Source organism: Actinospineispora spinosispora DSM 44797, assembly GCF_000429025.1.
GTDB classification, from domain to species: Bacteria; Actinomycetota; Actinomycetes; order Mycobacteriales; family Pseudonocardiaceae; genus Pseudonocardia; species Pseudonocardia spinosispora.
Genome location: NZ_AUBB01000059.1, coordinates 1 through 24,704 on the forward strand (window position 1 = coordinate 1; position 24,704 = coordinate 24,704).

The following is a 24,704-nucleotide window of genomic DNA, read 5'->3' on the forward strand; positions in this document are numbered from 1 at the left end:
GGCGACCGGAACCTGGGTAACGACAACAAGGGCAACGACAACAGCGGGGACCGCAACACAGGCGATCGGAACTCCGGTGATGACAACGTCGGCAACGACAACGCCGGCGATCGCAACCATGGTGATCGGAACCTGGGCAACGACAACAAGGGCAGCGACAACAACGGAAATCGCAACACGGGGGACCGCAACACCGGTAACGACAACAAGGGCAACGACAACACCGGTGACCGCAACCAGGGCAACAACCACAACGGGAACGACGGCAAGGGCGACGCCCCGAAGCCGAAGGGCCCGAAGACCGCCGGGGAGATCCTGAGCAACCCGGCGTACTGGGCGAGCGTGAGCGCGAACGGGCTGAAGAACTTCAAGCGCGCTGAGGGCACGTTCAAGGACGCTTCCTCGCGGTACGCGGAGAAGGCGAGGAACGCCACCGACCCGAAGGCCAAGGCCCGGTGGAACCAACGCGCGGCCAGCTACGACGGGCTGTCCAAGGACCTGAAGCGTCTGACCGCGCCGTTCCCGAAGGGCACGCCGCTGCTGGACCGGTTGAAGCGGCCGATCGGGAACGTGCCGACGATGCTGCAGAAGACCCTGTCCCAGTCGATCTTCGACCACATCAACCGGCCGGGCGTGCAGGGCCAGCACCCGGTCAAGAACCTGATCCCCGCGCTGCGGGACAAGACCTACGGCGGGAACGGTCTGAAGGAGACCGCGCGTCGCGGGCTGACGAAGGTCGGCGGCGTGGTCACGGTCGCGCTCGCCGCCTGGGACGTCAAACAGCAGCTCGACGCCGGTGTCTCCGTCCCGCACGCGCTGATCAAGACCGGCACCTCGGTTGCGGCCAGCGCCGCCGCCGGCGGACTCGCCCAGGCCGCGGTGGGGGCGGGCCTGGTTGCGATGGGCGTTCCGGTGGCGGGCTGGGCGGTCGGGGCCGGCATCCTCGCCGGTGCCGGCGTGTCCTACCTGATGACGAAGTACGACATCCCGAACAAGGTGGCATCGGCGGCGGTCGACGCGGGCAAGTGGGTCGGCAACAAGGTCAGCGACGGCGCGAAGTCGGTCGGCTCGGCCATCTCCAAGGGTTGGCATTCGGTGTTCGGTTGATGACCAGGCTTAGGGTGACCGCATGACGGCGTTGCCGGCTCGACCCGATCCGGACAGCGGGGAGCCGAAGCCACCTCGGGCACCGGAGGTGGTCGGCCCGTGGACCGGTTATCGGCGGAGCGGGCGGCGCACCGAGAGCTTCAGGCCGGCACAGGCGCAGCAGTGGTTCGCGGAGCCCGCGCCGCTGCTGGAGCTGGTCGAGGGCAGGCGACGGCGCGGGTTGTGGCAGGTGGCGGCCTACTCGGCTGGGTCCGCGCTGCTCCTGTTCGGCGGGGTTGCGGTGCTGGCCCACGGTGATCGGGTGCTCTACCTGGTCGCGGCCGTCCTCTGGGCGATCAGCACCGCCACGTCCTATCTGATCCGGAGGATGCACACCGTCTACGCGGGCGCGACCTGGGCGGGCGACGGTGAGGACCAGGACAAGTTCGTCACGACCTACGACCTGGCGCGGATCCGGGTGTTCGGCGCGGGGAAGCCCTCGGCGATGCTGCAGATCATCGGTGCCGACGGCGCGTTCCTGCAGCTGCCCCTGGGGCTACTCGAAGGCAACCCCGCGCTGTGGGACCTGGTGTACAACGGCGTGCGGCACTCCGTGGCGTCGGGAGCGGAAATCGACGCCGAGACCCGCGCGCTGCTGCACCTGGGGTGAACCGCTACTCCCAGCGCAGCGCGTCGATCGGCTTCATCCGGGCCGCCCGGTACGCCGGATAGCCGCCGGCGACCAGGCCGATCGCGAGACTCACCCCGAAGGCGACGAACACCGGCGCGATCGACAGGATCGGCCCGGGGAAATCGGTCACGAGCTTCGGCATGATGTTCTGCCCCGCGTAGGAACCGGCGACTCCCAACCCGACACCCACCAGTCCACCGAGCCCGGTGAGCATGACGGCCTCGCTCAGGAACTGACGCAGAATCGCCTGGCTGGTCGCCCCGATCGCCTTGCGGATACCGATCTCGCGGGTCCGCTCGGTCACCGAGACCAACATGATGTTGGCGACGCCGATGCCGCCGACCAGCAGCGACACCGCCGCGATTGCCACGATGAACTGGGAGAGGAATGTGACGAACTGGTTGCTCTTGTTCAGCAGGTTCGTGTAGGTGAGGACGTTGAAATCGCGGTCGGTCGCTTTCTTGATGTGATGGTTGTCGTCGAGAACCGCCACGATTTCCTTGGCCGCCAGCGCTACCGTGCTGACGTCGGTCGACTTCACCACGATCGAATTGACCTCGCCTGCGTTGTCGCCGATCAGATACGACCTGGCGGCGCCGAACGGAACGATCACCACATTGTCGTTCTGCCCGTCCGAATCGAGGATTCCGGCGACGGTGAACACGGAATGCTCGATGCGCACCTTGGACCCGATCACCGTCTCGCTCGGTGCGCCCCGGCCCCACAGCATCGCCACCGCCTGCGGGCCCAGCACCGCGACCCGGTCCCGGTCGGCGACCTCCCGGTCGGTGAGCCACCGGCCCGCGACGATCTTGCGGTCGAGCAGGTCGAGGTAGTTCGACATCGCGCCCACCATCGCGGCCCGTTCCTGGTTCTGGCCGACGGTCAGGGTCACGTCCCCGCTCATGCTCGGCGACACCGACGCGACACTCGGCGCCCGCCGGTGATCCGACAGCGCCGCCACGTCGGTGTCGGTGAGGTTCCGACCGGCCGAGCCGTTACCGGACTTGCCCGCCTGGGTCACCGTGATCTGGTTGGCCAACCGGCTGAACTGCTTGTTGAAGTCGGCCTTCATCCCATTGCCCAGCGCCACCAGCACGATCACCGCGCCGACACCGATGACGATGCCCAGCATCGTCAGCGCGGACCGCAGCTTCTTGCTCGACAGGCTGTCCAGCGCCGACCGGAAGGTCTCGGACGCGGGGACGTTCGAGCGCACCCTGGGCACCCGACGCCGGGGCGGGAGCGTCGCCTCGCTCGGCTGGAGCAGCTCACGCACCTCGTCGTCGGTGATCGGCTCGGACACCGCCCTCACCACCGGCGCGGGGAGCTTCGGCTGGGTAGGTTTCCGGGCGGGCTGTTGAGTGGGCGTGGGCTTGGGCTGGGTGAGCTTGGGCTGGGCAGGCTTGGGCTGGGCGGACCTGGGCTGGGGGAGCGGAGCCGCACGCTTCGGCGGTTGGGGTGCGGACCGGGCAGGCTTGGCCGGTCGCGCCGTGCGGGTACGGGTCTCAGCGGCCGCGCGCGCCTCCCGGATGGTCTTGCTCGTCGCGGTGGCCGCAAGTGCGACGAGCGCGACCACGACGTTCATCGTGGCGGCCGCCACCGCACGGTCCAGCCGCGCCAGCCACGTGACCGTCACCAGCAGCGCCGCGCCGACACCACTCAACAGGTGTGAGCCGTGCAGGCCCAACGTCCGCACGGTGCCCGACGCGGCGGACTGCGCCGTCGCACCGACCCTTGACACGGTGCTCGGTCGCTGCGCCGCACGAGTAGATCGGGGTGGCGCCGGTGTCCGAGCAGGCATCGCGGGTTGCGCCGTGCCCGGGCCACGGCCGTCGTAGGCGTACGGCGGCGAGTGACGACGTAGCCGATGGATCAACAGCCAGTTGCGGATCCGGCTGCGCTGCGGCTCTGGGACGAGCCTGCGGTACTGCGACGTGCGTGCCGGACGTTCCAGCACCCGGCCGGGCATCTCCCGTGCCGGAGCGGTCTGGCTGGTCGTCGCGCGCGCACCCGCGGCCGCGAGCTGTGCGGTCTTTTCCGCCGGACGTCTTCCGGTGTTCTCCATCCGACGGCGACGAGCGGTTTTACGATGTTCCGCGCTGCAATATTTCTGGTCTTGGGCCTCGGGTGGAGGTGCGAAAATCTTCCCGCAGTCGGACAGCGCGCAAAACCGTTTCGCACCACTCTTGGCCACGTCAACGACGGTATGCGGCGGCTGTCATCGATTTCAAACGCGAGTGGGCCTGATCAGATTTTTACGGCAATCGGACACCGGTCGGACATCTACGATTAACCGATTCGTGGGGAAAGCGTCAGCAATGAGCTGTGCACCACATCGCGGTAGTCATCGAAGCTCGTCGACGGCCCGGTCGCGGTCGCCACGTAGGAGGTGCCACCGACCACCGCGACCATCTGCAGGTTGCGCAGCTCGGCACCGTTCTGGGTGTAGCTGCCGCCGAGAAGATGCGCGGGTGTCCCGTCCGACAATTGAGTGCTCTCATCGGTCAGCGAGCGGTAGTTCGGGAGGAGTTGCGGCAACTGCTGGCGAGCCGCGGTGATGTTCGCGTCGAGCCCCTCGTCGGTGCCGGACACGAACACGATGATGGTGACCGGGCCCGCCGGGTCGGCCGGTGTCCTGACGAACGTCACGACCGGGTTGGTGGCCGGGGTGGGCCGGGTCTGCCAGTCGGCGGGCGGGGTGATGCTGAAGCCGACCTGACTGTCGACATATCGCTGGCCAAGGGTGGGGGCGTCCCCGGAGTCCGAGGGGTCAGGGCCGGCGCAGCTCGCCACGAGTGCCAGCCCGAAGAGCACGCCGACGAGGCGCGCACCGAACCGTGCGGTGCTCCACAGCGCGCCTCTCGGCCCTTCGACGTCCACGACTGCTCCACCTTCCACGGTGGTCGGGGGCTTGGCGAGTTTCTCGCGGAACTAAAATCAGTGTAAGTTGTTGACCTGCGTGGTACGGATGTGAGTTACGCTCCCGCCACGTCGACACGTGAGTTGGCTGGAACGGTCGGTGAGCGCCTCCGCTGCCCGATCGTCTGCGGAGGGGTCCGGAAACGATGCGTCAGTCCAGTGGGTACGAGATCAGCTACAGCTCCTTCGGCTACGCATTCGCCGCGCTCGCCGTGCTGGCCAGCCTGGCACTGGGAACCATGACGCTATTGGTCGGTACGCCCGGAAACAATGCCGTCGGACATCCATCGATGAATGTTCAACAGATGACCACCGACAAGCCGAAGGCGGAGAACCGCTAATTCCCGTCCTGCGGGAATCGATAGCCTATATCGCCATCCGGGTGAAACGCTAGATGATCACCGCTGGATAAGGTGTCGCCTCGATGGTGTCATCCACGGTTTTCGCGGCATTTATTCGACGTTTCACCGCTGTTCTTGCGGTGCTGCTGTGCGTTCTCGGCACCCCGATGGTGTTCGGGACGGCACACGCCGGTGGCCGCGACCGGCAGCTACTCGACGGCGTCCACCAGATCGGATACGCGGTGTACGACCGGCAGAAACGCTCGTTCCGGGCGACCCGTAACGCGCATGTCCGGTTCCGCAGCGCGTCGGTGGTGAAGCTGCTGATCGTGCTCGACGAGCTGCTGCGCAACCACCCGGTCCTCATCCTCGAACAGGCGAAGACCGACGCGCAGCGGCTCGAGGTGCTGTCACTGCGGGAGATGCTGCGTGGCAGCTGGGACTACGCGGCGAGCGTGTACTGGGCGAACAACGGTTTCAACGACGTCGTCAACCGGATGGTGCCGCTGATCGGGCTGACCGACACCGCGCCGCCCGCGAACCCCCGGATCTGGGGGTACACGAGCACCAGCGCCGCCGACGTCGTGCGGATCTACAACTACATCATCGACAAGGCACCGCCGGAGTACCGCGCGTTCATCCTGGACAACATCTACGCCGCCAGCCGCTGCGCCGACGACGGGCGGGACCAGTCGTTCGGGCTGCCGGGCGTCGCGGCGCGTCCCTGGGGTGTGAAACAGGGCTGGTCCGGCTGGCCGACCGAGGTGCCGCCCGGCGACCGCTGCCTGGAGAACGCGGGCGGCGGGTTCTTCGGCCAGTTCGGCGGCCCGGCGCCGGCCATGAAGGAACTCCCCGCCGACCTCGCCAGCCCGATGCTCGCCACGACCGGCGTGCTGGGGCCGCACCAGCGCACGGTGGTCGCCGTCTTCGCCACCTACAGCGGCGGCATCAGCTGGAAACGTGCCAGCGCACAGATGACCCGCATGAGCAAATCCCTGGTCCGAACCAAGGACAGCCGCTGACCCCTCCTGAGTGTTGAGTATGGCTATAGCCACACTCAACACTCACGAGGTCAGGTGCCTCGCGTAGTTGGTGAGCGAGCGTTGGTACCGGGGCAGGTGCGGGGCGAGCGCACTGAGTGCGAGTGACGTGGCTTCGCGTTCCCGGCCCACGTCCACGAGAGCCAGCGCCAGAAACGCGCGGACCGCGTCGTCGAGCTCGTCGGGTTCGGCCTCCAGCTCGGCTTCGAGCAGGTCGACGCTCTCGGTCGCACGACCGATGTTGCGCAGCGAGCTCGCCAGCTGGATCGTCGCCCGGCGGCGGCGTGTCCCGGCCAGTCCGTCGGCCAGCGCTCGCCGGTAGAGCGGGACCGCGCGGTCGGAGTGCCCGGTGGAGTCGAGGGCGCATGCCCGCTCGAACAGCCCTTCTGAACTGTCCTCCGGAAGCTCGGCGGTGAGTGACTCGATCCGCGCGCGAAGGGCGGACTCGTCCAGCTGGTCCTGAGCTGCCCACACCTCGGCCACTCGGCGTTCCCAATCCGGGTCGGTCACGGTGTCACCCTAGTCCTTGACCTCAACTTTGGTTCGGCTTCTACGGTCGATGGTGTCGATCGAGGAGGTCCTGATGGGAATCGCTGTTCTGCCCGACATCGCACGCGCCGACGCCGGCACGATCCTGGTGAGCCGCTGGATCGTCGGGGACCTGGCCCGGCAACGGGCGGCGGTGGACGCGACCATGGCCGAGTACGCGAAGCTCGGTGCGGTGCCCGACGGGCTGCTCGCGCTCAGTTGTTTCGTCAGTCCCGATTCGGACAGCGTGCTCAACTACGCGCAGTGGACCAGCGACGCCGTGCACGCGCGGTTCGTCGAGTCGGACCGGCCGAGGCTGGCCAAGGGCGTCGACGACCTGGTGCCGGGTATCCGCAGGCCGGGGCTGGTCCGCTACCGGCTGTACCGGGAGTACCGGCCGGTGAAGGCGCGTGTCGGGACCGTGGTCATGGTGAGCGTCGAGTTCGACCGGCCGGGCCTCGCGCGCGGCTGGGTGGACGCGGTACTCGAGGCGATCCGGGAGGCGGCTCCGGTGCCGGGGCTGATCTCCAACTACTTCCACGTGAGTCTCGACGACGTCCGGGTGCTCAACTACGCCGAATGGACCGACGACCAGGCTCATCGTGCGGCCATCGACAGCGCCGGCGGCCCGATCGGCGAGCACGGCACGGTCGGGCGGCTGTTCCGCACCATGCCGGGCGTCGTGGACATCGGGTTCGACCGCTACCAGCTCTACCGGAGCCTGTCGGGCTCGTGAGTGTGGTCTCGTTCGAGGTCGCGTTGGATGCAGCGGTCGTGCCATTCCTCGCTCGTCCTGGTCAGGTCCCTGCGGATGCAGCCGAGGAAGTCGCTCATCTCGGTCAGTCGGATGCCAGCGGGGGTGTCCTGGCCCATCAGCTCCGATCCCTGTCGCGCGGTGTACGCCCAGGTCTCCATGGCTTTGGCGCGGACCGCCCACGCCCGGTACCAGACGCCGCGCTCCAGGCAGTAGCGCTCGCGCCTGGCGAACGGGTCGCGTTCGCGGCGGACCATGCCGAGACTCTCCAGGTTCTGCACGGCCTTCGAGACCGATGCCGCGCTGACGCCGAGACGGTGAGTGAGCTCGGCGGCGGTGAGACTCGCCGAGTCGCATGTGTAGAGGCTGCTCAGGACCTTGGCCGTCATCGGGGGGAACCCGGTCTCGATCAGCATGGCCGTGAACCGCTGCTGGAAGTCGCGCAGTCGGCGCTCGTCGGGGTCGGGCTCACCGCGAGGGCGTGCGGTTCCCGGCGCGCGCCGGGTGCGTTGGGTGCTCAGCTCGTGGGCCTCCGCGGCGCGGTAGCCGTCCTGGCCACCGTTACGATTCACCTCGCGGCTCACCGTGGAGGTCGGTCGCCGCAGCTCGCGGGCGATCTCGGCGAAGCCGAGGCCCTGGGCCAGCTGTGCGGCGATGTGTTGGCGGTCTTGGTAGGTCAGTCGGCCGCCTGGCACCGGATTCCTCCTTCTTAGCCAATCCTTACCCTGATTTCCTGTGCAGATCGTGTTCGATCGCGCGTCTGGTTGCAAGCTGTTCGACGCAACCGTTGCGTTTGCAAACAAGTCTGTTGCAACGAACTTTGACACATGCCTGCTTGAAGGCTTAACACTTTTAACAAGGTGCTTGACCTGGCATCAAACGCAACATAGCGTTCACTTCACACTGAAGTCTCAGTGCAGAGCCGACGAACGCGTTTGCTGACACTTTTTCCTCGTCGGGGTGGAGGGGTGGCCATGTCGATGATCGACTTGACGGTGTCGAAGGGTGCGTTGTCGGAGGCCGGCAAAGCGGAGCTGATGTCCGCGCTGACCCGGACCGTGCTCAGGTGTGAGGGGATCTCGCCGGACAACGCCGTTGCCGAGTCGATGATCTGGACCTTTGTCACCGAGTCGCCGATGGTCATGGTGGGGGGCAAGCCCGCGGACGAGCCGCGCTACCGCGTGGTGGTCGGCCTGCCGCAAGGGCGGCTCGACGAGGAGGAGAAGCGCGGACTCGTCGCCGAGCTGACCGGGTTGGTGCTGCGCGCCGAACGTCGCGAGCGTGATCGCGCCGACTCGTCGGCGAGGGACAGCTGGCGGGTCTGGGTGATCATCAACGAGGTCGCCGAGGGCAACTGGGGTGGTGCCGGCGAGATCTTCCGGCTGGCCGATGTACTGGCGTTCTCTGGGACGCCTGGGGGAGAAGTTGCCCACCGGCTGAGCCGTCTCAACTGATCGATACACTCGTAGGCAAACATTGGTTGGCCTACGGGTGTTTGTCTGACTGTGCCGCGTGGGCGCCCCCTGACTGGAGCTGCCCGGTGATCTGCGCGATCTATGACCTGCTCGGCTGTACGAACCCCGACCCCGAACCGGGCGCACTGCTGGAGGCGATGCGCGAGTCGGTCCGGCGGCTGGGTGCCACGGTGGTCGGCGAGCTGCCGGTCCTGTTCCAGCCGCACGGCATGACGTGCGTCCTGGTGCTGGCGGAATCCCACCTGGTGGTGACGACCTGGCCGGAGTTCGGCCTGGCGCACATCGACCTGTTCACCTGCCGCGCGGACGTCGAGCCCGAGCTGGCGTTGCTGCCGATCCATGAGGTGCTCGGCTGCACCGACGTCCGCAGCCAGCGGATCGAACGGTCCATGCCCCCGTACCTACCCAGCGCGGTGGCGGCCGAGAAGGTCTAGTGTCCCGCCGGTGGGTCGTGCTCGCACTCGTGCTCGTCGTCGAGTCCCTCGACCTGCTCAACGCATCCGTCACCACCATCGCCGCGCCGACCGTCGCCGCGGACCTGGGCGGTGGTGACCTGGTCGTCGAATGGCTCGGTGCCGGCTACGCGCTCGCGCTCGGCGCACTGCTCGTGCTCGGCGGGCGCCTCGGCGACCGCCACGGGCGACGGACGATGTTCCTCCTGGGCACCGCCGGTTTCACCCTCGGCTCGGCGGGCTGTGGTCTCGCGGTCGACCCGACGACACTCATCGCGGCGCGACTGCTGCAGGGCGTGTCCGGGGCGATGGTGCTCCCGCAGGGTTTCGGGCTGCTCGCCTCGGTGTTCCCGCGCGCGGAACTGGGCAAGGCGTTCAGCGCGTTCGGGCCGGTGCTCGGGCTCACCACGGTCGGCGGGCCGATCCTCGGCGGGTTCATCCTGCACGCCGACCTGTTCGGCCTCGGCTGGCGACCGATCTTCGGGATCGACGTGCTGCTCGGGATCAGCGCGATCGTCGTGGGACGTCGGGTCCTGCCCGGCGACACGGCGATGCCGGCGACCGTGATCGACGGCCTCGGCTCCGGTCTGCTCGGGCTGAGCATGCTCGCGCTGCTCTACGGTCTGCTCGACGGCTCGACCCACGGCTGGACACCGGTGCCGCTGATGCTGCTGACCGCGGGACTGCTGTGCTTCGCGCTGTTCTGCTGGCGTCAGCGGACCGCGACGCACCCGCTGATCGAACGCTCACTGCTGCACAACCGAGGTTTCACCTCGGGCCTGGTTCTGGGTGCGGTGTTCTTCGCGGCCGCCTCCGGGCTGCTCTACGTCATTCCGCTGTTCCTGCAGAGCGGCCTCGGGCAGACCCCGCTGGGCACGGCGCTGGCGCTGTCGCCGAGCGCGCTGGGCATCCTGATCGCCTCGACGGTCGCCAACCGGCTGCTCACCGTTCTCGGCCGAGGGCTGACCGTGATCGGTCTGCTCGGGGTGCTGTGCGGTGTGGGCTGGCTGCTGCTCGTCGTGCCCGGACCTCGGATCGGGGCCGCCGAGCTGGCCGCGCCCGTCCTGGTCATCGGCCTGGGGCTGGGCAGCTGCTTCGGCAGCCTGTACGACCTGACCCTGCGCGACGTCGACGTGCACGAGGCGGGCAGCGGCAGTGGCTCGCTGACCGCGGTCGAACAGCTGTCCAACGGCGCCGGCATCGCCGCCGTCACGACGATCTTCTTCGGCAGCGCGCGGACCGGTGACCACGTCACGGCGTTGGTCACCGGTCTGTTGGCCGTCGCGGCGGGTCTGGTCGTGTGCTGCGCCCTGGTGTGGCGGCTGCCGGTCAGAGACCGCCAGCTCGCTCGGGGATGACCGTCGGTGTCGCCTCGCAGAGCCTCGTGCTGTGTCGCAGATGCCGCAGTGTCTGCGACGCGACGTGAAGCTCTGCGAAGTCGGGGTAGCTGGGAGGCGGGGTCACTCGTCGTCGATGATCTGGTCGGCTGGCGGTGGGGTGATCTGTACCGGTTCGCCCCAGGCGCTGTAGTGGGCATCGGTGGTCTGGATGCCGCCACCGCCCGGCAGCGGTTGCTGGATGAGCTGGCGAAGCAGCCGGTTGTGGGCGTCCAGCCAGAGCGTGGCGTCGATCGAGGAGGCGCCGATCGCCGCGGTCCGCATCTGTTCCCGGATCGCCGGGTCGGGTTGCAGCTCGGCGGCCTTCGCCAGGTCCAGCCGGATGCGGTAGCGCTCCGCCCGTATGCCGGCGACCGGGTCCTCGGCGGATTCGGTGATGGCGGCGGCCGCGCCGAACTGGGTGAAGCTCCGGGCCATCTCGGCGCCCTGGCGGACGGCCTCCACGATCGAGACGACCTGCTGGACCTCAGGCACCTCGGAGCTGGTGGGGACCTTCAGCCAAGCCTTCCCGAGCGGCAGGCCGGAGCCGGCGGGCGGCTTCAGCCAGGCCTGGTCCGGCAAGATGATCATGGTGGTCTCGGAGGGCACCGGTGTTCCCTGTTCCTGCACCTTCTGCGTGAACTGGATGGACGGTCCGGCCGGGTCGTAGCTGATCAGCTGGTCGCCGGTGGTGGTGATCTGCCGGCCGCCGCCGGTGATGCTCCCGGCGACGGTGATCTTGGCGGTCCGGTCCAGTTTGAGCTGGTTGTCGACCGCGGCGCCCAGCTGGCCGAGCTCGCTGTAGTGCGGCAGCGGGGCCGGTGGTGGGGGAGGCGGTGTCGCGCCGCACGCGACGACCGGCAGGAGGAGCAGCGCCGCCGCGAGAGACAGGACGCGCACGGGCGGCGGCAGGGCGGGGCGGCGCATCGGGCAACCGTAACGGCTGTTGGCACTTTACGTTCCCACTACTTGTCGTGGGGTTTACGCGGAATCTCGGCCAGCCGTTTATGTTGGTGAGCCGAGGGAGGTTCTGATGACTGAGCAGCCGTGTCGTCTGGGGCAGGTGGAGATCGCGCTGCGCCGGCACGTGGCGGCCTCGACCAGGCTCGACCACGAGGTCGGTGCCCGCGCCGGGCTGCATCTGAGCACGTGTGAGGCGAACTTCGTCAACCTCCTGCTGCTGCACGGCCCGCTGAGCCCCGGCGAGCTCGGCCAGCTCAGCGGCACGGGATCGTCCGGCACCATCACCGGGGTGATCGACCGGCTGGAGCGCGCCGGTTACGTGCGGCGGTCCCGCTGTGTCGTCGATCGGCGCAAGGTCGAGGTCGAGCTGGACGCCGAGCGCCTGGCCGCCGACACCACCGACCGGTCGCGCCTGCTGGCCGAGGTCGCCGCCGGCTACACCGCCGACCAGCTCGCGCTGATCGCCGGCTTCCTCGACCGCCTCGCCGACGCCGAGTCCGCGATGCTCACGCAGATCGGCACCGCGGCCTCGTGACGGATGGTGGCTCTCGGCCGGTCAGCTGCTCAGGACAGCCCCAGTGTGGGATTGCAATCCGTGAGTGCCGCGGCCGCCCATAGGCGGCCGCGGCACTCACGGGCTAGGCGGCGAGGACCTCGCGCAGGTTTCGGACGGCCCAGTCGAGCTCGGTCGACTCGACGACCAGCGGCGGCGCGAAGCGGATGGTCGCGCCGTGTGTGTCCTTCACCAGGATGCCGCGCGTGAGCAACCGCTCACACACCTCGCGTCCGGTGCCGAACGCCGGGTCGATGTCGACGCCCGCCCACAGGCCCAGGTTGCGGACCTGCGTGACGCCCTGCCCGATCAGCGAGTCCAGCCCGGTGCGCAGGTGATGGCCGAGGCGCCGGGCGCGGTCCTGGTACTCGCCGGTGTTCAGCAGCTCGATGACCGCCCGCCCGACCGCGCAGGCCACCGGGTTGCCGCCGAACGTCGAACCGTGCTGGCCCGGTTTCAGCACGCCGAGTACCGAGGCGTCGGCGACGACGGCGGACACCGGGACGGCGCCGCCGCCCAGTGCCTTGCCCAGCAGGTACATGTCGGGCACCACGTCGAAGTGCTGGCAGGCGAGGGTGTTGCCGGTGCGGGCCAGCCCGGACTGGATCTCGTCGGCGATGAACAGCACGTTGTGGGTCGTGCACAGTTCACGGACGGTCCGCAGGTAGTCCGGCGGCGGCACGATGATGCCTGCCTCGCCCTGCACCGGCTCCAGGAGCACCGCGACGGTCGTCTCGTCGATCGCGGCGGCGAGTGCCGCCGCGTCACCGAACGGCACCGAGCGGAAGCCGGGGGTGTAGGGGCCGTAGTCGGCGCGCGCGTCCGGGTCGTCGGAGAAGCTGACGATCGTGGTGGTGCGGCCGTGGAAGTTGCCGTCGGCGACGATGATGGTCGCCTGCCCGTCAGGCACGCCCTTGACCTGGTAACCCCACTTGCGGGCGACCTTGACGGCGCTCTCCACCGCTTCGGCGCCGGTGTTCATCGGCAGCACCATGTCCTTGCCGATCAGGGCGGCGAGCTCGGCGCAGAACGGGCCGAACTGGTCGTGGGAGAAGGCGCGGCTGGTCAGGCTGACCCGGTCCAGCTGGGCGTGGGCGGCGGCCAGGATCGCGGGGTTGGCGTGCCCGAAGTTCATCGCGGAGTAGGCGGACAGGCAGTCCAGGTAGGACCGGCCGGTCACGTCGGTGATCCAGGCGCCCCGCGCCGAGGCCGCCACGACCGGCAGCGGGTGGTAGTTGTGCGCCGAGTGCGCCTCGGCCAGTGCGATGTGCTCGGCGGAGGTGAGCGTAGGGGTCTGCTCGTTCGTCAGGGTCATGACCGCAGCTCCAGAGTGCAACATTTGACGCTGCCGCCGCCCTTGAACAGCTCGGACAGGTCGACACCGATCGGGTTGTAGCCGCGCTCGCGCAGCTGGGCGATGAACCCGGTGGCGCGTTCGGTGAGGACGACGTTGTGCCCGTCGGAGACCGCGTTGAGCCCGAGGACGGCGGCGTCCTCGGCGGTCGCCAGGATCGCGTCCGGGAACAGTGTGCGCAGCACCGCGCGGCTGCCGGCGCTGAACGCACCCGGGTAGTACGCGACGGTGTTGTCGTCGAGCACCGCGAGCGCGGTGTCCAGGTGGTAGAAGCGCGGGTCGATCAACCGCAGCGTGATCACCGGGCGGCCGAGCAGCTCTTGGGCCTCCTGGTGCGCGGCCGGATCGGTGCGGAAACCGGTGCCGGCCAGTACCAGGTCGCCGACCACCAGGAAGTCGCCCTCGCCCTCGTTGACCTGGTGGGCCTCGGTGGCCGAACGCAAGCCGGAGTCACGCAGATGCGCCAGGTAGGCGGGACCCTCGGCGAAGCGTTGCGGGTGGGCGAACCGCGCGCCGTAGGCGTGACCGTCGACGACCAGCGCGCCGTTCGCGGCGTAGACCATGTCCGGCAGGCCCGGAACCGGCGGGATCAGCTCGACGGTGTGGCCGAGGTCCAGGTAAATCTGGCGCAGCTGCTCCCACTGTTTGACCGCGAGATCGACATCGACCGGGACGGTGGTGTCCATCCACGGGTTGATCGCGTAGCTGACCTCGAAGTACTCCGGCCGGCACATCAGGTAGTGCCGGGTACGGCGGCGGTCCGAACCAGGGACAGTGGTCGAAGGCTCCAGCAGGATCGTCATGGCTGAACGGTAAACAGCGAAGGCTGTGCAAACAATCCGTAATTATTGCGGGTATGCATACGATTTATTGCGTGTTTTCTCTGTTTTCGAAGATTTACTGCGGTGTCACGAGAGCGCTTGTCATATAGATGTCACAGCATCTAATGTCGTGACATCTAATTGGGTGGCAACACGGGAGCTGATCATGGGTACCGAGGGCGTGGTTCGGAGCACGGAGATCGTCGTCCGGCGGTTCGGCGGGCCCGAGGCGCTGGAGACGGTGACCAGGGACATCGGGCCGCTGCCACCCGGGCACGCGCACGTCCGCATGCTCGCGGCCGGCGTGGGGCTCACCGACGTCATGGCCCGTACCGGCGACTACCTGCTGCAGCGCACCGCGGGGTTCAGTCCCGGCTACGAGCTGGTCGGCGAGGTCGTCGACTACGCGGCCACCGGCGACGACCCGGCGTGGGTCGCGCCGGGAACCCGGGTGGCGGTGTCGCTCCCGGCGATGGGCGCGTACCGCGAACACCTCCAGCTGCCTGCCTGGCAGCTCGTGCCGGTCCCGGACGGCCTCGACACGATCGTCGCGGCCTGCATTCCGCTGGACTACCTCACCGCGTGGAGCGTGTTGCACCGGCACGGGCGCGTCGCCGAAGGGGACACGGTCCTCATCCAGGGTGCGTCCGGCGGCGTCGGCCAGGCCTTGAGCCAGCTCGGCAAACGCGCTGGCCTGCGCATGTACGGCACCGCGTCGTCCGGGGAGCGGCTCGCTCGCTACGGTGTCGAGTTCATCGACTACCGGACCCAGGACTTCCGCGCGGTGCTGCGCGAGCGCGAGCCGGACGGCATCCAGGCGGTGTTCGACCACCTCGGCGGGGCGACCCTGCGCGGCGGCTACCGGCTGCTCGCGCGAGGCGGGGTCGCGGTCAGCTACGCGTTTGCCGGGCGCCCCGGGCACATGCGGATGGACACCGTACGTGGCGCGGTGGGCAGCAAGGTGCGCGGCCTGTGGCCGGGCCGACGCACGGCGCTGTGCATGTTGCCCGCCGAGCTGCGCTCCGACCACGACTGGTACCGCGCCACGCTGCGTACGCTGCTGGAGATGGCGCGGGACGGTGCGATCGTGCCCGAGGTGGGCAGGGTGTTCCCGCTGGCCAAGGCAGCTGACGCGCACCGCGCGTTGGAGCGCCGGGACGCGGGCGGGAAGATCGTGCTCACCACGGAGTGAGCTGGGAGGCAGTCATCGTGCGGGCCGCTGAGGAACTGCGCTACCTGGTTCTGGCCCTGCAGCGGGCCGGAAACCTGCTGCTGGCCGCCGAGCTGCGCCCGCTCGACCTCACCCCGGCACAGGCCGAGGTGATCACCGTGCTCGTCGGGCACCAGCCGCTGTCGCTCACCGGTCTCGGCGAGCTCCTGGTGTGTGAGACCGGCACCAGCCCCAGCCGGATCGTCGACCGGTTGGTGAAGTCCGGTCTCGTCGCCCGCGAGGTGCACCCCGACGACCGCCGCCACGTCCAGCTCTCGTTGACCAGCCAGGGCACGGAGCTGGCCACGAAGGTCGCCGACGTCGACGAGCGACTGCACAACGCCATCGACGACCTCATCGGCGGCCGCGACACGGACTCGACGCTCACCCTGCTGCGCGCGATGACCGCCGACCTCCCCGCCGGCCGAGCGGTCGCCCGCCGCCGCGGCCCGCACAGCTGACCGGAGGCCGGGAGACGCTCACCGGACTTTGCGCACCTACGTGCTGCGTCGCACACGTCCGGACATGTGCGACGCAGCACGAGGATGTGCAAGGTCTCCGCGGTGCGAAAAGAGAGCCGAAGAATTCAGTCAATCTTGTGTTAAGGCTGACCTATTCGGGGGACCTGGTGGGTCGGAGCGGGGGCTGCGGGGACCGAGAAAATCACGTGCGACTCGGGGTTCGCCTGGTTCAGAGCCCACAGGCCGACGACGTCGGCGGCAGCGAAAATCGCAGCGGTGAGCACTGCCAGGATCAGCCTGCGTTTGCGCTCACGGCGCTTCCACGAGGCGCTGACCTGCCGATATCCGGGCGGCTCAGGCTGCACCTGCTCGGCACGTGCACTCAGTGCATCGCGCAGGCGCTGTTCGGCGTCGGACCGGCTGGCGGTGATCTCGCTACCTTCCTCTCACGCGGCGGGACCTCTTCTGCTTACCAGAATACGACTCGTCGGCCTCGGAGTGGTCGGACTGTGCGCGGGGAGACTCCGCCTGTCGCTCCTCGAGGATCTTGGTGAGCGCGGTCATGCCCCGGGAGGCGTGTGACTTCACCGCGCCCGCCGAGATGTTCATGGCGTCGGCGATCTCGACCTCGCGCAGGTCGAGCCAGTAGCGCAGCACCAGCGCCTCACGTTGCCGCGACGGCAGCTCCTTGAGTGCTTCGAGCAGCTCGCGCTGGTCCTCGCGCAGCCCGGTGCCGTCGAGCTCGATCGTGTGCGCGGTGGTCGGGTCGGCGCCGCTGCGGGCCAGGTGTTTACGCGCGACCTGGAGGTGGCGGATGCGCATGCGGGTCAGGTTGCACACGACCGAACGCAGGTAGGCCACGGCGGAGTCGGTGTCGCGCAGCCGGCGCCAGCGGCGGAAGAGCTGGTAGAAGGCCTCGCCGACGATGTCTTCCGGGTCGTCGGCGCCGAGCAGCGTGGACAGCCGAACGAGCGGGGTGTGGTGCTCGGAGAAGATCGCGGCGATGGCCTGTTCCCGTTCCGACGCCGCAGCGGGCTCCTCCTCGATCTCGGCCATCGAGAACTCGGTCACGACGCCCGCACCGGGCCACCCGCCGGGCCGAAACCGGCGAGCTCACCCCGGCGATGCGCGATCGCGGTGACGACGCCGGCGACGACGAGGTTGAGCAACAGCGCCACCAGCGCCGCGTAGAACTGGGAGGACCCGATCTCGATCACCGAGGAGAAGCCGCCGAAGACCACGAACACCGTCCCGGTGACCATTCCGACCGCCCACCCGGCGAGCAGCCCGACCCGGTGGAACCAGCGGCCGAACAATCCGAGCGCGACGGTCGGGAAGGTCTGCAGGATCCACACCCCGCCGAGCAGCTGCAGGTTGATCGCATCCTGGTCGCGCAGCCCGAACACGAACGCCAGAGCGCCGATCTTGGCGATCAGGCTGACCCCTCTGGCGATCTTCAGCTCGTGCTTCGGGGTCGCGGTGGGGAAGAAGAACTCCACGTAGATGTTGCGCACGAACAACGTGGCGACCGCGACCGACATGATCGCGGCTGGCACCATCGCGCCGACCGCCAGCGCGCCGAACACCGCGCCGGACAGCAGGCTGGGCAGCAGCTGCGCGACCAGCATCGGCACCGCGGTCTCCGCGCCGCCGATCGGGCTGGTGATGCCGGCGGCGAGCGCCGCGATGCCGAGGAAGCCGAACAGGCCGAGCACGGCGGTCCAGGCCGGTAGCCCGATGACCGAGCGGCGCAGGGTGTCCTCGCTCGACCCGGCGAACGCGGCGGTCAGGACGTGCGGGTACATCGGCATGGCCAGCGCCGAACCCAGTGCCAGGGTCGCGTAGGCGGTGTAGAGCGAGGGGTCCAGCAGCAGCCCGTTGCCGCCGGTCGCCGAGCGCGGCCGGTGCGCGGCGGCGTCGAAGATCGCCCCCGTCCCGCCGAGCTTGGTGAGCGCGACGGCGGTCACCCCCAGCACCGCGCCGAAGATCAATGCGCCCTTGAAGTAGGAGATGACGGCGGGCGCGCGCAGCCCGTGCCGGTAGGTGGCGCCCGCCAGGATGGCGAATACCGCGACCAGGATGGCGTCCCCGGCCAGCCCGTGCGGATAGATGCCCGCTGTCGCCAGCACCGCGCGGATGCCGAGGAGCTGCAGCGCGATGTAGGGCATCGTGGCGAGAATCCCGGTGAGCGCCACGGCGAGCGCCAGCCGGGGGGAGTCGTAGCGGTCCCGCACGTAGTCGGCGACCGTGATCGAACCCCGGTCCCGGGCCTCCCGCCACAGCTTGGGCAGCAGGATGAACAGCAGCGGGCACAGGATCGTCGTGTACGGCAGCGCGAAGAACCCGAGCGCGCCGGTGCCGTAGGTCAGCCCGGGCACGGCGGCGAAGGTGTACGCGGTGTAGATCGACCCGCCGAGCAGGAACCACATCAGCAGCGGGCCGAACTGACGTCCGGCCAGCGCCCAGCCCTCCAGCGAGGGCAACGTGTCGGAGCGGCGCAGCCACCGGGCGGACAGCGCCAGCACGGAGGTGCCTCCGAGCACGCCGATGAAGGCGGTCAGCGCCACCGGATCGGCCATGCCTTTACTGCCCCTTTGCCTTGGCTGGTCGCAACGGAGGGTACGGATGCCGGGCGGACAGTGTCCATGACCCGCCAACATCTGTGTGCAGATAGATCCGGTAATGACTTGACATTACTGACCAGGCGATACGCAGCGATGCATAGTCATGCATGAAGAGAATGCAGGCATGCCTGCTATCATGACTTCATGGCGCAGGTGACCTGGCGGCTCCCCGACGAACTCATGGATCGGGTTCGTACTGCTGCGGAAGCTCAGAACCGAAGTGTCAATGAGTTCCTGACCAGGCTGGCGGAAGCGGCGACCGACCCGGACCTGGCGAGTGATGATGCTGCTCGCACACGGGAACGCCTGGCCAGGGCTGGGCTCCTCGTCCCTCCTGGCCCACCCCGCCAGAGGCCTGATCCTGACGCGGTGGCCGCTGCGCGCGCTGCAGCGGGTCGAGGCACCCCACTGTCTGACCTGGTGACGGAAGACCGAGGGTGAGAAGCTTCGCCGACTCCTCGGCGCTGGTGAAGCTGTACGCAGACGAACCAGGCCATGAGATGGTGCGCGATCTTGCTCAGATCATCGTCGCGCAGGTCGCTCGGGTCGAGGTACCCGCGGCGTTGTGGCGTAAGCGGCGCACGGGGGAGCTGTTCTCGGAACAAGCCGCCCTGCTCGTCGCCGAGTTCGAGGCTGACTGGTTCGGTGTAGAGGAGAGCCCCCGGCGCTTCGAGGTCGTGCGCATGACAGCGCTGATCGTGGAGGACGCTGCCCGGCTCACCGGCATCCACAACTTGCGCGCTTACGACGCGGTGCAACTGGCCACGGCGAGAGCAGTGCGGACCGCCGATCCGGACATGGTGCAGGTTGTTGTCTTCGACAAGACCTTGCGTGACGCGGCCGCTGTGGAGGGTTTCACAACACTGGGCTGATCTTCCCGTGCGGACCCAGGCGGCGTGGCGAGATAGGACACGCCGTGCTGAGCTGGGCAAACACTGATCGTCGAAAAAAGTTCAGGTTCCGGTAAACCGATGGGCCGGGTGACGCAACTCTCCTTCAACCGCTGGCACGAGCCCAGCATGGTGAATCGGAGGATGACGATGGCGTCAGTGCCGACCCCCCGAGGGAGGCCCGGGCCGCCCTCGCGGTCACTGCCCAGCAACCCTCGGTTGCTCAGCCTGTGTCTGCTTGCGCCCTGTGTGGCTGTTCTCTGCGTCCCGCTGTACGCGGGCGCGTCGCCGAGCCTGCTCGGGGTGCCGTTCTTCTACTGGTACCAGCTGGCATGGGCGCTGATCAGCCCGCTGCTGCTGGTCGTCGCCTACGCCGGGTTCAACCGGCCCCGGGCGATCGGAGCCGCGTGATGACCAGGACCGGCTACGACGGGCCGCCCCGTTCCCGCTTCAACACCCGCTCGATCATCATCTGGACCGCCGTCGCACTCGTCGGCGCGGTCGGCTGGTCGGTGCTCGCGCTGTCGCGCGGCGAGCGCATCTCGGCCATGTGGATCGTCGCCGCCGCGCTCGGCTCCTACGCGATCGGCTACCGGTTCTACGCCCGGTTCATCGCCAAGAAGGTCCTGCAGGTCGACGACCGACGGGCGACCCCCGCCGAGCTGCTCGACAACGGCGTCGACTACCACCCGACGGACCGTCGCGTGCTGTTCGGTCACCACTTCGCCGCCATCGCCGGCGCGGGCCCGCTGGTCGGGCCGGTGCTGGCCGCGCAGATGGGCTACCTGCCGGGCACGATCTGGATCGTCGTCGGGGTCATCCTCGCCGGTGGCGTGCAGGACATGGTCACGCTGTTCATCTCGATGCGGCGCAACGGACGCAGCCTCGGGCAGATCGCACGTGACGAGATCGGCCCGGTCGGTGGCGCGGCCGCGCTGGTCGCCGTGTTCGCCATCATGATCATCCTGCTCGCGGTGCTGGCGCTGGTCGTGGTCAGCGCACTGGCCCACTCGCCGTGGGGCACCTTCTCCATCGCGATGACCATCCCGATCGCCCTGTTCATGGGCCTCTACCTGCGGACACTGCGGCCGGGCAAGGTCATCGAGGTCAGCGTCATCGGCGTCGTGCTGCTGCTGTTCTCGATCGTCGCCGGCAGCTGGGTGCAGAACTCCAGCTGGGCCGAGACGTTCACCCTGTCCCCGCAGGCGCTGGTGATCGCACTGGTCATCTACGGCTTCGCCGCGTCGGTCATGCCGGTGTGGATGCTGCTCGCGCCGCGCGACTACCTGACCACGTTCATGAAGATCGGCACGATCGGGCTGCTCGCGATCAGCGTGTTCATCTCGATGCCGGTGCTGAACAACGAGGCGGTCACCAAGTTCGCCTTCTCCGAGACCGGCCCGGTGTTCGCCGGCGGGCTGTTCCCGTTCGTGTTCATCACCATCGCCTGCGGTGCGCTGTCCGGCTTCCACGCGCTGATCGCCTCCGGCACCACGCCGAAGATGATCCAGAAGGAGTCGCAGGTCCGGCTCGTCGGCTACGGCGCGATGCTGGTCGAGTCCTTCGTGGCGATCATGGCGCTGATCGCGGCGTCGATCATCGACCCGGGTCTGTACTACGCGATCAACGCACCGGCGGGTCTGCTCGGCACCACCGTGCAGACCGCCTCGGCCGCGGTCAACAACCTCGGCTTCGTGATCAGTCCTGAAGCACTCAGCGCGGCTGCCACCGCGGTGGGTGAGCAGACACTGGTCGCCCGTACCGGCGGTGCTCCGACGCTGGCCATCGGCATGTCGGAGATCTTCGCCGGGGTGTTCGGCGGCGCCGGGATGAAGGCCTTCTGGTACCACTTCGCCATCATGTTCGAGGCGCTGTTCATCCTCACCACGGTGGACGCCGGCACCCGGGTCGGGCGCTTCATGCTGCAGGACACCCTGGGCAACGTCTACAAGCCGCTGCGCAACGTCAGCTGGAAGCCCGGCCTGTACGGGACCAGCGCGTTCGTCGTGCTGGCCTGGGGCTACTTCCTGTACCAGGGCGTCACTGACCCGCTGGGCGGCATCAACCAGCTGTTCCCGCTGTTCGGCATCGCCAACCAGCTGCTCGCCGCCGTCGCGCTACTGGTGTGCACGACGGTGCTGATCAAGTCGGGTCGGGTCAAGTGGGCCTGGGTACCCGGGCTCCCGCTGGTCTTCGACCTCGCGGTGACGCTCACCGCGAGCTACCAGAAGATCTTCTCGGCCGACCCGAAGCTGGGCTTCTTCGCCCAGGGCGCGAAGTTCTCCGACGCACTCGACCAGGGCAAGGTCCTGTCCCCGGCCAAGAGCATCGACGACATGCACGCCGTGGTCACCAACTCGATGGTCGACGGGGTGCTGTCCGTCCTGTTCGCCGGCTTGATCATCATTGTGATGCTGGACGCGATCCGGGTCTGCGTGAAGGCCCTGACCTCGTCGATGCCGTTGCCGACCAGTGAGGAGCCCTTCGTCGAGTCGCACATCGACGCGCCGCAGGGTCTGGTGCCCAACGGCGCGGAACGGCGCCAACCGGCAGGCGTGCAGGCGCGCTCGGAGTTCCCGCCGTCATGAGCGTCCCGGCTGCACCCGTGAGTGTTTTCGGCTGCTCCCGCAGCCGAAAACACTCACGGTTGAGGGAGTGGGTGCGGACCGCCCGCTGGTTCCTGCGTGAGCTGTCCGGCGAATCGGGATACGAGCACTACCTCGCCGCGCACGCCGCGCACATGGAGGGCAAGCACGCCGCGCACCACCCGCCGATGACCAGGCGGGAGTTCGAACGCTGGCGGGTCGACCGAGGCGACACCTCGCCCGGCGCCCGCTGCTGCTAGGCCCCGTGGGAGTGGGGCCGCGACCCGGCCCCACTCCCACGGTCACCACCACCACCGCGTCCATCGAGGGGAACCATGTCTGGACTCGTAGCCCAACTGGTCAGACGGAAGCCGGTCACGGCGATATCCGCCGAGACCGGTGCCGATACCGGCCACGGAGAGCTGGCCCGCACCATCGGTGTGTTCCAGCTGTCCATGATCGGCATCGGCGCCACCGTCGGCACCGGCATCTTCTTCGTGCTGTCCCAGGCGGTGCCGCTCGCCGGTCCCGCCGTCATCTGGTCCTTCGTGATCGCCGGCGTCGTCGCCGGACTGACCGCGTTGTGTTACGCCGAACTGGCGAGCGCGGCCCCCGCAGCGGGCTCCTCGTACTCCTACGCCTACGCCACGATGGGTGAGCTCGTCGCGATGGTGGTGGCGGCCTGCCTGCTGCTGGAGTACGGGGTGTCGGCGGCCGCGGTGGCGGTCGGCTGGTCGGAGTACCTCAACCAGCTGCTGCACAACGTGTTCGGCTTCCAGATCCCCGCCGTGCTGTCCAACGCGCCGGAAGGCGGCGGCTGGGTCAACCTGCCCGCCGTCGTCCTCGTCGCGCTGTGCGGGTTCCTGCTGGTCAGGGGCACCAAGGAGTCGGCGAGAGCCAACGCCATCATGGTGCTGATCAAGCTCGCGGTGCTCGCCCTTTTCGTCGTGCTCGGGCTCAAGGGCTGGGACACCGACAACTTCGCGCACTTCGCGCCGTTCGGCGTCGCGGGCGTGACCTCGGCCGCCGGGGTCATCTTCTTCAGCTACATCGGCCTCGACGCGGTGTCCACCGCCGGTGAGGAGGTGCGCAACCCGCGACGCACCATGCCGATGGCCATCCTGATCGCACTCGCCGTGGTCACCGCGTTGTACCTGTGCGTCGCGGTGGTGGCGATCGCGGCGCAGCCGAGCGCGAAGTTCGACGGTCAGGAAGCCGGGCTCGCCGCGATCCTGCAGCAGGTCACCGGCGCCAGCTGGCCCGGCACCCTGCTGGCGGCAGGCGCGGTCGTCTCGATCTTCAGCGTCACGCTCGTCGTGATGTACGGCCAGACCCGCATCCTGTTCGCGATGGGCCGCGACGGCCTCATCCCGGAACGGTTCCACAAGGTCAACCCGCGCACCGTCACCCCGGTGCAGAACACCGTCATCGTCACCGTCGCGGTCGGCCTGCTCGCCGGGCTGCTGCCGATCAACTTCCTGTCCGAGATGACCAGCGTCGGCACCCTGGTCGCGTTCCTGGTCGTCTCGATCGGCGTCATCATCCTGCGCAGCACCGCGCCCGACCTGCCCCGGGGCTTCAAGGTGCCCGGCTACCCGGTCGTGCCGGTGTTATCGATCCTCGGCTGCATCTGGATCATCTTCAGCCTGCGCGCGATCACCATCGTCGCGTTCGTCGGCTGGGTCGCGGTCGCGCTGCTCTGGTACTTCGCCTACGGGCTCAAGCACTCACGTCTCAACCAACAACTGACACAACCCGGGATCGGTGGCCACTCATGAGTCCAGTCCTCAGCCCGTCCGCTCCCGCCGCTCGTGCTGCCCGTGCCGCGAAGGGGGCGGTATGGGCAGCTCCAGTACGACCGACTACCGAAGGAGAAGTGCGTCCGTTGCGCGTGTTGCTGATCGAAGAGGACGACCGGGCCGCGGCCGGGCTGCGCGTGGCGTTGCACCGGCTGGGCATGGTGGTGGACCGGATCAGCGGCGGCGAACGGCAGCTGCTGGGCCGTCTGATCGGTGTCGACCTGGTGCTGCTCGACCTCGGGCCCCGGGACGTGGCCAGCGCCGACGTGTGCCGGGCGATCCGCGACGTCAGCGACGTCCCGATCATCATGCTGTCCGCGCGCGGCCAGGTCAGCGACCGCATCACCGGCCTGTACCTCGGCGCCGACGACTACCTGGTCAAGCCGTACGACCTGCGTGAGCTGGTCGCCAGGATGAAGGCGGTCAGCCGCCGTCGTCGCTGGCAGGCGCCGTCCGCACAGGCCGGTGCCGAGGTGATCGACCTGGACGGCGTGCTGGTCGACCTGGCGCGCGGCGAGGTCCTCGGCGACGACGGCCCGGTCGCGCTGACCCCCAAGGAGCTGCGGCTGCTCGCGGTACTGGTCAACGCGGCCGGCTCGGTGTGCAGCCGCACCCAGCTGATGCTGCAGGTCTGGGGCCGTCAGCTGCCCAGGGCCAGCCGATCCCTGGACGTGCACGTGGCAACGCTGCGGACGAAGCTGGGCCGCCCGAACCTGGTCCGCACGGTGCGCGGCGTCGGCTACTGCCTGGCCTACCAGGCAAGCCGCCGCCTGGAGAAA

At 68.7% G+C, this 24,704-nt stretch carries 26 protein-coding genes and 2 pseudogenes; 19 read left to right on the forward strand and 9 right to left on the reverse strand.

Features of this window, described 5'->3' with window-relative positions:
- Positions 1–1,107: pseudogene (locus tag G406_RS48980) on the forward strand (hypothetical protein); the annotation flags it as partial.
- Positions 1,108–1,129: 22 nt separating this feature from the next.
- The gene (locus tag G406_RS54420) at positions 1,130–1,756 is read left to right on the forward strand and encodes a hypothetical protein (protein ID WP_051342511.1); all 627 of its coding nucleotides are present in this window, start codon (positions 1,130–1,132) and stop codon (positions 1,754–1,756) included.
- A gap of 4 nt (positions 1,757–1,760) precedes the next feature.
- On the opposite strand, the gene G406_RS56050 is transcribed toward G406_RS54420, so the two are convergent.
- Positions 1,761–3,845, reverse strand: a complete 2,085-nt coding sequence (locus tag G406_RS56050) for an ABC transporter permease (protein ID WP_051342512.1) — start codon at positions 3,843–3,845, stop codon at positions 1,761–1,763.
- Positions 3,846–4,069: 224 nt separating this feature from the next.
- Positions 4,070–4,660, reverse strand: a complete 591-nt coding sequence (locus G406_RS0122355; RefSeq protein ID WP_028935497.1) for an LpqN/LpqT family lipoprotein — start codon at positions 4,658–4,660, stop codon at positions 4,070–4,072.
- A gap of 185 nt (positions 4,661–4,845) precedes the next feature.
- Here G406_RS0122355 and G406_RS0122360 point away from each other — a divergent pair, with 185 nt between their 5' ends.
- Both G406_RS0122360 and G406_RS48990 read left to right on the forward strand, forming a co-directional pair.
- Positions 4,846–5,040, forward strand: a complete 195-nt coding sequence (locus tag G406_RS0122360) for a hypothetical protein (protein WP_028935498.1) — start codon at positions 4,846–4,848, stop codon at positions 5,038–5,040.
- 86 nt (positions 5,041–5,126) lie between these two features.
- Positions 5,127–6,062 (forward strand): hypothetical protein, encoded by a 936-nt coding sequence (locus G406_RS48990; protein ID WP_156935088.1) that lies wholly within the window; start codon positions 5,127–5,129, stop codon positions 6,060–6,062.
- 42 nt (positions 6,063–6,104) lie between these two features.
- On the opposite strand, the gene G406_RS0122370 is transcribed toward G406_RS48990, so the two are convergent.
- A complete protein-coding gene (locus G406_RS0122370) occupies positions 6,105–6,590 on the reverse strand; it encodes a tetratricopeptide repeat protein (protein ID WP_028935499.1) in 486 nt (161 codons plus the stop codon).
- Between the two features lie 73 nt (positions 6,591–6,663).
- Here G406_RS0122370 and G406_RS48995 point away from each other — a divergent pair, with 73 nt between their 5' ends.
- Positions 6,664–7,344, forward strand: coding sequence for an antibiotic biosynthesis monooxygenase family protein (locus G406_RS48995; protein WP_169736765.1), 681 nt, complete (start codon positions 6,664–6,666; stop codon positions 7,342–7,344).
- Here the strand turns inward: G406_RS48995 and G406_RS59835 are convergent.
- Positions 7,320–8,057, reverse strand: coding sequence for a GbsR/MarR family transcriptional regulator (locus G406_RS59835; protein WP_064742998.1), 738 nt, complete (start codon positions 8,055–8,057; stop codon positions 7,320–7,322). The two genes, G406_RS48995 and G406_RS59835, sit on opposite strands and share 25 nt — an antisense overlap.
- A 279-nt stretch (positions 8,058–8,336) precedes the next feature.
- Here G406_RS59835 and G406_RS0122385 point away from each other — a divergent pair, with 279 nt between their 5' ends.
- From G406_RS0122385 to G406_RS49010, 3 genes are all read left to right on the forward strand, one after another.
- A complete protein-coding gene (locus tag G406_RS0122385; protein ID WP_028935500.1) occupies positions 8,337–8,816 on the forward strand; it encodes a tautomerase family protein in 480 nt (159 codons plus the stop codon).
- Positions 8,817–8,902: 86 nt separating this feature from the next.
- Positions 8,903–9,271 carry an S-adenosylmethionine decarboxylase family protein gene (locus G406_RS49005; protein WP_037077976.1) on the forward strand — a complete coding sequence of 123 codons (369 nt, stop codon included), beginning with the start codon at positions 8,903–8,905 and terminating at the stop codon, positions 9,269–9,271.
- Positions 9,271–10,647 (forward strand): MFS transporter, encoded by a 1,377-nt coding sequence (locus G406_RS49010; RefSeq protein ID WP_037077978.1) that lies wholly within the window; start codon positions 9,271–9,273, stop codon positions 10,645–10,647. The genes G406_RS49005 and G406_RS49010 overlap by 1 nt, the downstream gene beginning before the upstream one ends.
- A 102-nt stretch (positions 10,648–10,749) precedes the next feature.
- Here G406_RS49010 and G406_RS0122400 read toward each other — a convergent pair whose 3' ends face one another.
- Positions 10,750–11,592: an SCO4651 family lipoprotein gene (locus tag G406_RS0122400; protein ID WP_156935089.1), complete on the reverse strand. Its 843-nt coding sequence runs from the start codon at positions 11,590–11,592 to the stop codon at positions 10,750–10,752.
- A 106-nt stretch (positions 11,593–11,698) separates the two neighbouring features.
- On the opposite strand from G406_RS0122400, the gene G406_RS0122405 reads away from it, so the two are divergent.
- The gene (locus tag G406_RS0122405; protein ID WP_064742999.1) at positions 11,699–12,163 is read left to right on the forward strand and encodes a MarR family winged helix-turn-helix transcriptional regulator; all 465 of its coding nucleotides are present in this window, start codon (positions 11,699–11,701) and stop codon (positions 12,161–12,163) included.
- 103 nt (positions 12,164–12,266) lie between these two features.
- Here G406_RS0122405 and rocD read toward each other — a convergent pair whose 3' ends face one another.
- Together rocD and ddaH are read right to left on the reverse strand one after the other, a co-directional pair.
- Positions 12,267–13,496, reverse strand: coding sequence for an ornithine--oxo-acid transaminase (rocD, locus tag G406_RS0122410; protein WP_051342516.1), 1,230 nt, complete (start codon positions 13,494–13,496; stop codon positions 12,267–12,269).
- Positions 13,493–14,338, reverse strand: a complete 846-nt coding sequence (ddaH, locus tag G406_RS0122415) for a dimethylargininase (RefSeq protein WP_051342517.1) — start codon at positions 14,336–14,338, stop codon at positions 13,493–13,495. Before ddaH ends, rocD begins: the two co-directional genes overlap by 4 nt.
- A 163-nt stretch (positions 14,339–14,501) precedes the next feature.
- Here ddaH and G406_RS0122420 point away from each other — a divergent pair, with 163 nt between their 5' ends.
- Positions 14,502–15,548 carry a zinc-binding dehydrogenase gene (locus G406_RS0122420; protein ID WP_211241231.1) on the forward strand — a complete coding sequence of 349 codons (1,047 nt, stop codon included), beginning with the start codon at positions 14,502–14,504 and terminating at the stop codon, positions 15,546–15,548.
- A complete protein-coding gene (locus G406_RS0122425; RefSeq protein WP_211241232.1) occupies positions 15,545–16,027 on the forward strand; it encodes a MarR family winged helix-turn-helix transcriptional regulator in 483 nt (160 codons plus the stop codon). The genes G406_RS0122420 and G406_RS0122425 overlap by 4 nt, the downstream gene beginning before the upstream one ends.
- Before the next feature lie 435 nt (positions 16,028–16,462).
- On the opposite strand, the gene G406_RS49015 is transcribed toward G406_RS0122425, so the two are convergent.
- Positions 16,463–17,098, reverse strand: coding sequence for a sigma-70 family RNA polymerase sigma factor (locus G406_RS49015; RefSeq protein WP_064743000.1), 636 nt, complete (start codon positions 17,096–17,098; stop codon positions 16,463–16,465).
- Positions 17,095–18,606 carry a sodium:solute symporter family protein gene (locus G406_RS49020; protein ID WP_051342518.1) on the reverse strand — a complete coding sequence of 504 codons (1,512 nt, stop codon included), beginning with the start codon at positions 18,604–18,606 and terminating at the stop codon, positions 17,095–17,097. Before G406_RS49020 ends, G406_RS49015 begins: the two co-directional genes overlap by 4 nt.
- A 189-nt stretch (positions 18,607–18,795) precedes the next feature.
- Here G406_RS49020 and G406_RS59435 point away from each other — a divergent pair.
- The 8 genes and pseudogenes from G406_RS59435 to G406_RS0122475 form a co-directional block, all read left to right on the forward strand.
- Positions 18,796–18,894: pseudogene (locus G406_RS59435) on the forward strand (Arc family DNA-binding protein); the annotation flags it as partial.
- A gap of 40 nt (positions 18,895–18,934) precedes the next feature.
- Entirely contained in the window at positions 18,935–19,075 is a 141-nt protein-coding gene (locus G406_RS59020; protein ID WP_245607195.1) for a hypothetical protein, read from the forward strand.
- A gap of 13 nt (positions 19,076–19,088) precedes the next feature.
- Entirely contained in the window at positions 19,089–19,523 is a 435-nt protein-coding gene (locus tag G406_RS0122450) for a type II toxin-antitoxin system VapC family toxin (RefSeq protein ID WP_028935507.1), read from the forward strand.
- A 162-nt stretch (positions 19,524–19,685) separates the two neighbouring features.
- A complete protein-coding gene (locus tag G406_RS0122455) occupies positions 19,686–19,952 on the forward strand; it encodes a DUF3311 domain-containing protein (RefSeq protein ID WP_211241233.1) in 267 nt (88 codons plus the stop codon).
- The gene (locus tag G406_RS49025) at positions 19,952–22,129 is read left to right on the forward strand and encodes a carbon starvation CstA family protein (protein ID WP_051342519.1); all 2,178 of its coding nucleotides are present in this window, start codon (positions 19,952–19,954) and stop codon (positions 22,127–22,129) included. The genes G406_RS0122455 and G406_RS49025 overlap by 1 nt, the downstream gene beginning before the upstream one ends.
- Complete coding sequence (locus G406_RS49030) at positions 22,126–22,386, forward strand: YbdD/YjiX family protein (RefSeq protein WP_037077981.1); 261 nt, start codon at positions 22,126–22,128, stop codon at positions 22,384–22,386. The genes G406_RS49025 and G406_RS49030 overlap by 4 nt, the downstream gene beginning before the upstream one ends.
- A 75-nt stretch (positions 22,387–22,461) precedes the next feature.
- Positions 22,462–23,904, forward strand: coding sequence for an amino acid permease (locus tag G406_RS0122470; protein ID WP_028935510.1), 1,443 nt, complete (start codon positions 22,462–22,464; stop codon positions 23,902–23,904).
- A gap of 107 nt (positions 23,905–24,011) precedes the next feature.
- A partial coding sequence (locus tag G406_RS0122475) for a response regulator transcription factor (protein WP_028935511.1) occupies positions 24,012–24,704 on the forward strand: 693 nt, incomplete at its 3' end.

Excerpts from the sequence above, each read along its gene's own strand:
- G406_RS0122455 (WP_211241233.1), top strand. The coding sequence starts at position 19,686 with ATGACGATGGCGTCAGTGCCGACCCCCCGAGGGAGGCCCGGGCCGCCC.
- G406_RS0122400 (WP_156935089.1), bottom strand. The coding sequence starts at position 11,592 with ATGCGCCGCCCCGCCCTGCCGCCGCCCGTGCGCGTCCTGTCTCTCGCG.
- G406_RS49020 (WP_051342518.1), bottom strand. The coding sequence starts at position 18,606 with ATGGCCGATCCGGTGGCGCTGACCGCCTTCATCGGCGTGCTCGGAGGC.
- rocD (WP_051342516.1), bottom strand. The coding sequence starts at position 13,496 with ATGACCCTGACGAACGAGCAGACCCCTACGCTCACCTCCGCCGAGCAC.
- G406_RS59020 (WP_245607195.1), top strand. The coding sequence starts at position 18,935 with ATGCTGCTCGCACACGGGAACGCCTGGCCAGGGCTGGGCTCCTCGTCC.
- G406_RS0122360 (WP_028935498.1), top strand. The coding sequence starts at position 4,846 with ATGCGTCAGTCCAGTGGGTACGAGATCAGCTACAGCTCCTTCGGCTAC.
- G406_RS54420 (WP_051342511.1), top strand. The coding sequence starts at position 1,130 with ATGACGGCGTTGCCGGCTCGACCCGATCCGGACAGCGGGGAGCCGAAG.
- ddaH (WP_051342517.1), bottom strand. The coding sequence starts at position 14,338 with ATGACGATCCTGCTGGAGCCTTCGACCACTGTCCCTGGTTCGGACCGC.
- G406_RS49025 (WP_051342519.1), top strand. The coding sequence starts at position 19,952 with ATGACCAGGACCGGCTACGACGGGCCGCCCCGTTCCCGCTTCAACACC.
- G406_RS0122385 (WP_028935500.1), top strand. The coding sequence starts at position 8,337 with ATGTCGATGATCGACTTGACGGTGTCGAAGGGTGCGTTGTCGGAGGCC.
- G406_RS56050 (WP_051342512.1), bottom strand. The coding sequence starts at position 3,845 with ATGGAGAACACCGGAAGACGTCCGGCGGAAAAGACCGCACAGCTCGCG.
- G406_RS49030 (WP_037077981.1), top strand. The coding sequence starts at position 22,126 with ATGAGCGTCCCGGCTGCACCCGTGAGTGTTTTCGGCTGCTCCCGCAGC.
- G406_RS0122470 (WP_028935510.1), top strand. The coding sequence starts at position 22,462 with ATGTCTGGACTCGTAGCCCAACTGGTCAGACGGAAGCCGGTCACGGCG.
- G406_RS0122405 (WP_064742999.1), top strand. The coding sequence starts at position 11,699 with ATGACTGAGCAGCCGTGTCGTCTGGGGCAGGTGGAGATCGCGCTGCGC.
- G406_RS48995 (WP_169736765.1), top strand. The coding sequence starts at position 6,664 with ATGGGAATCGCTGTTCTGCCCGACATCGCACGCGCCGACGCCGGCACG.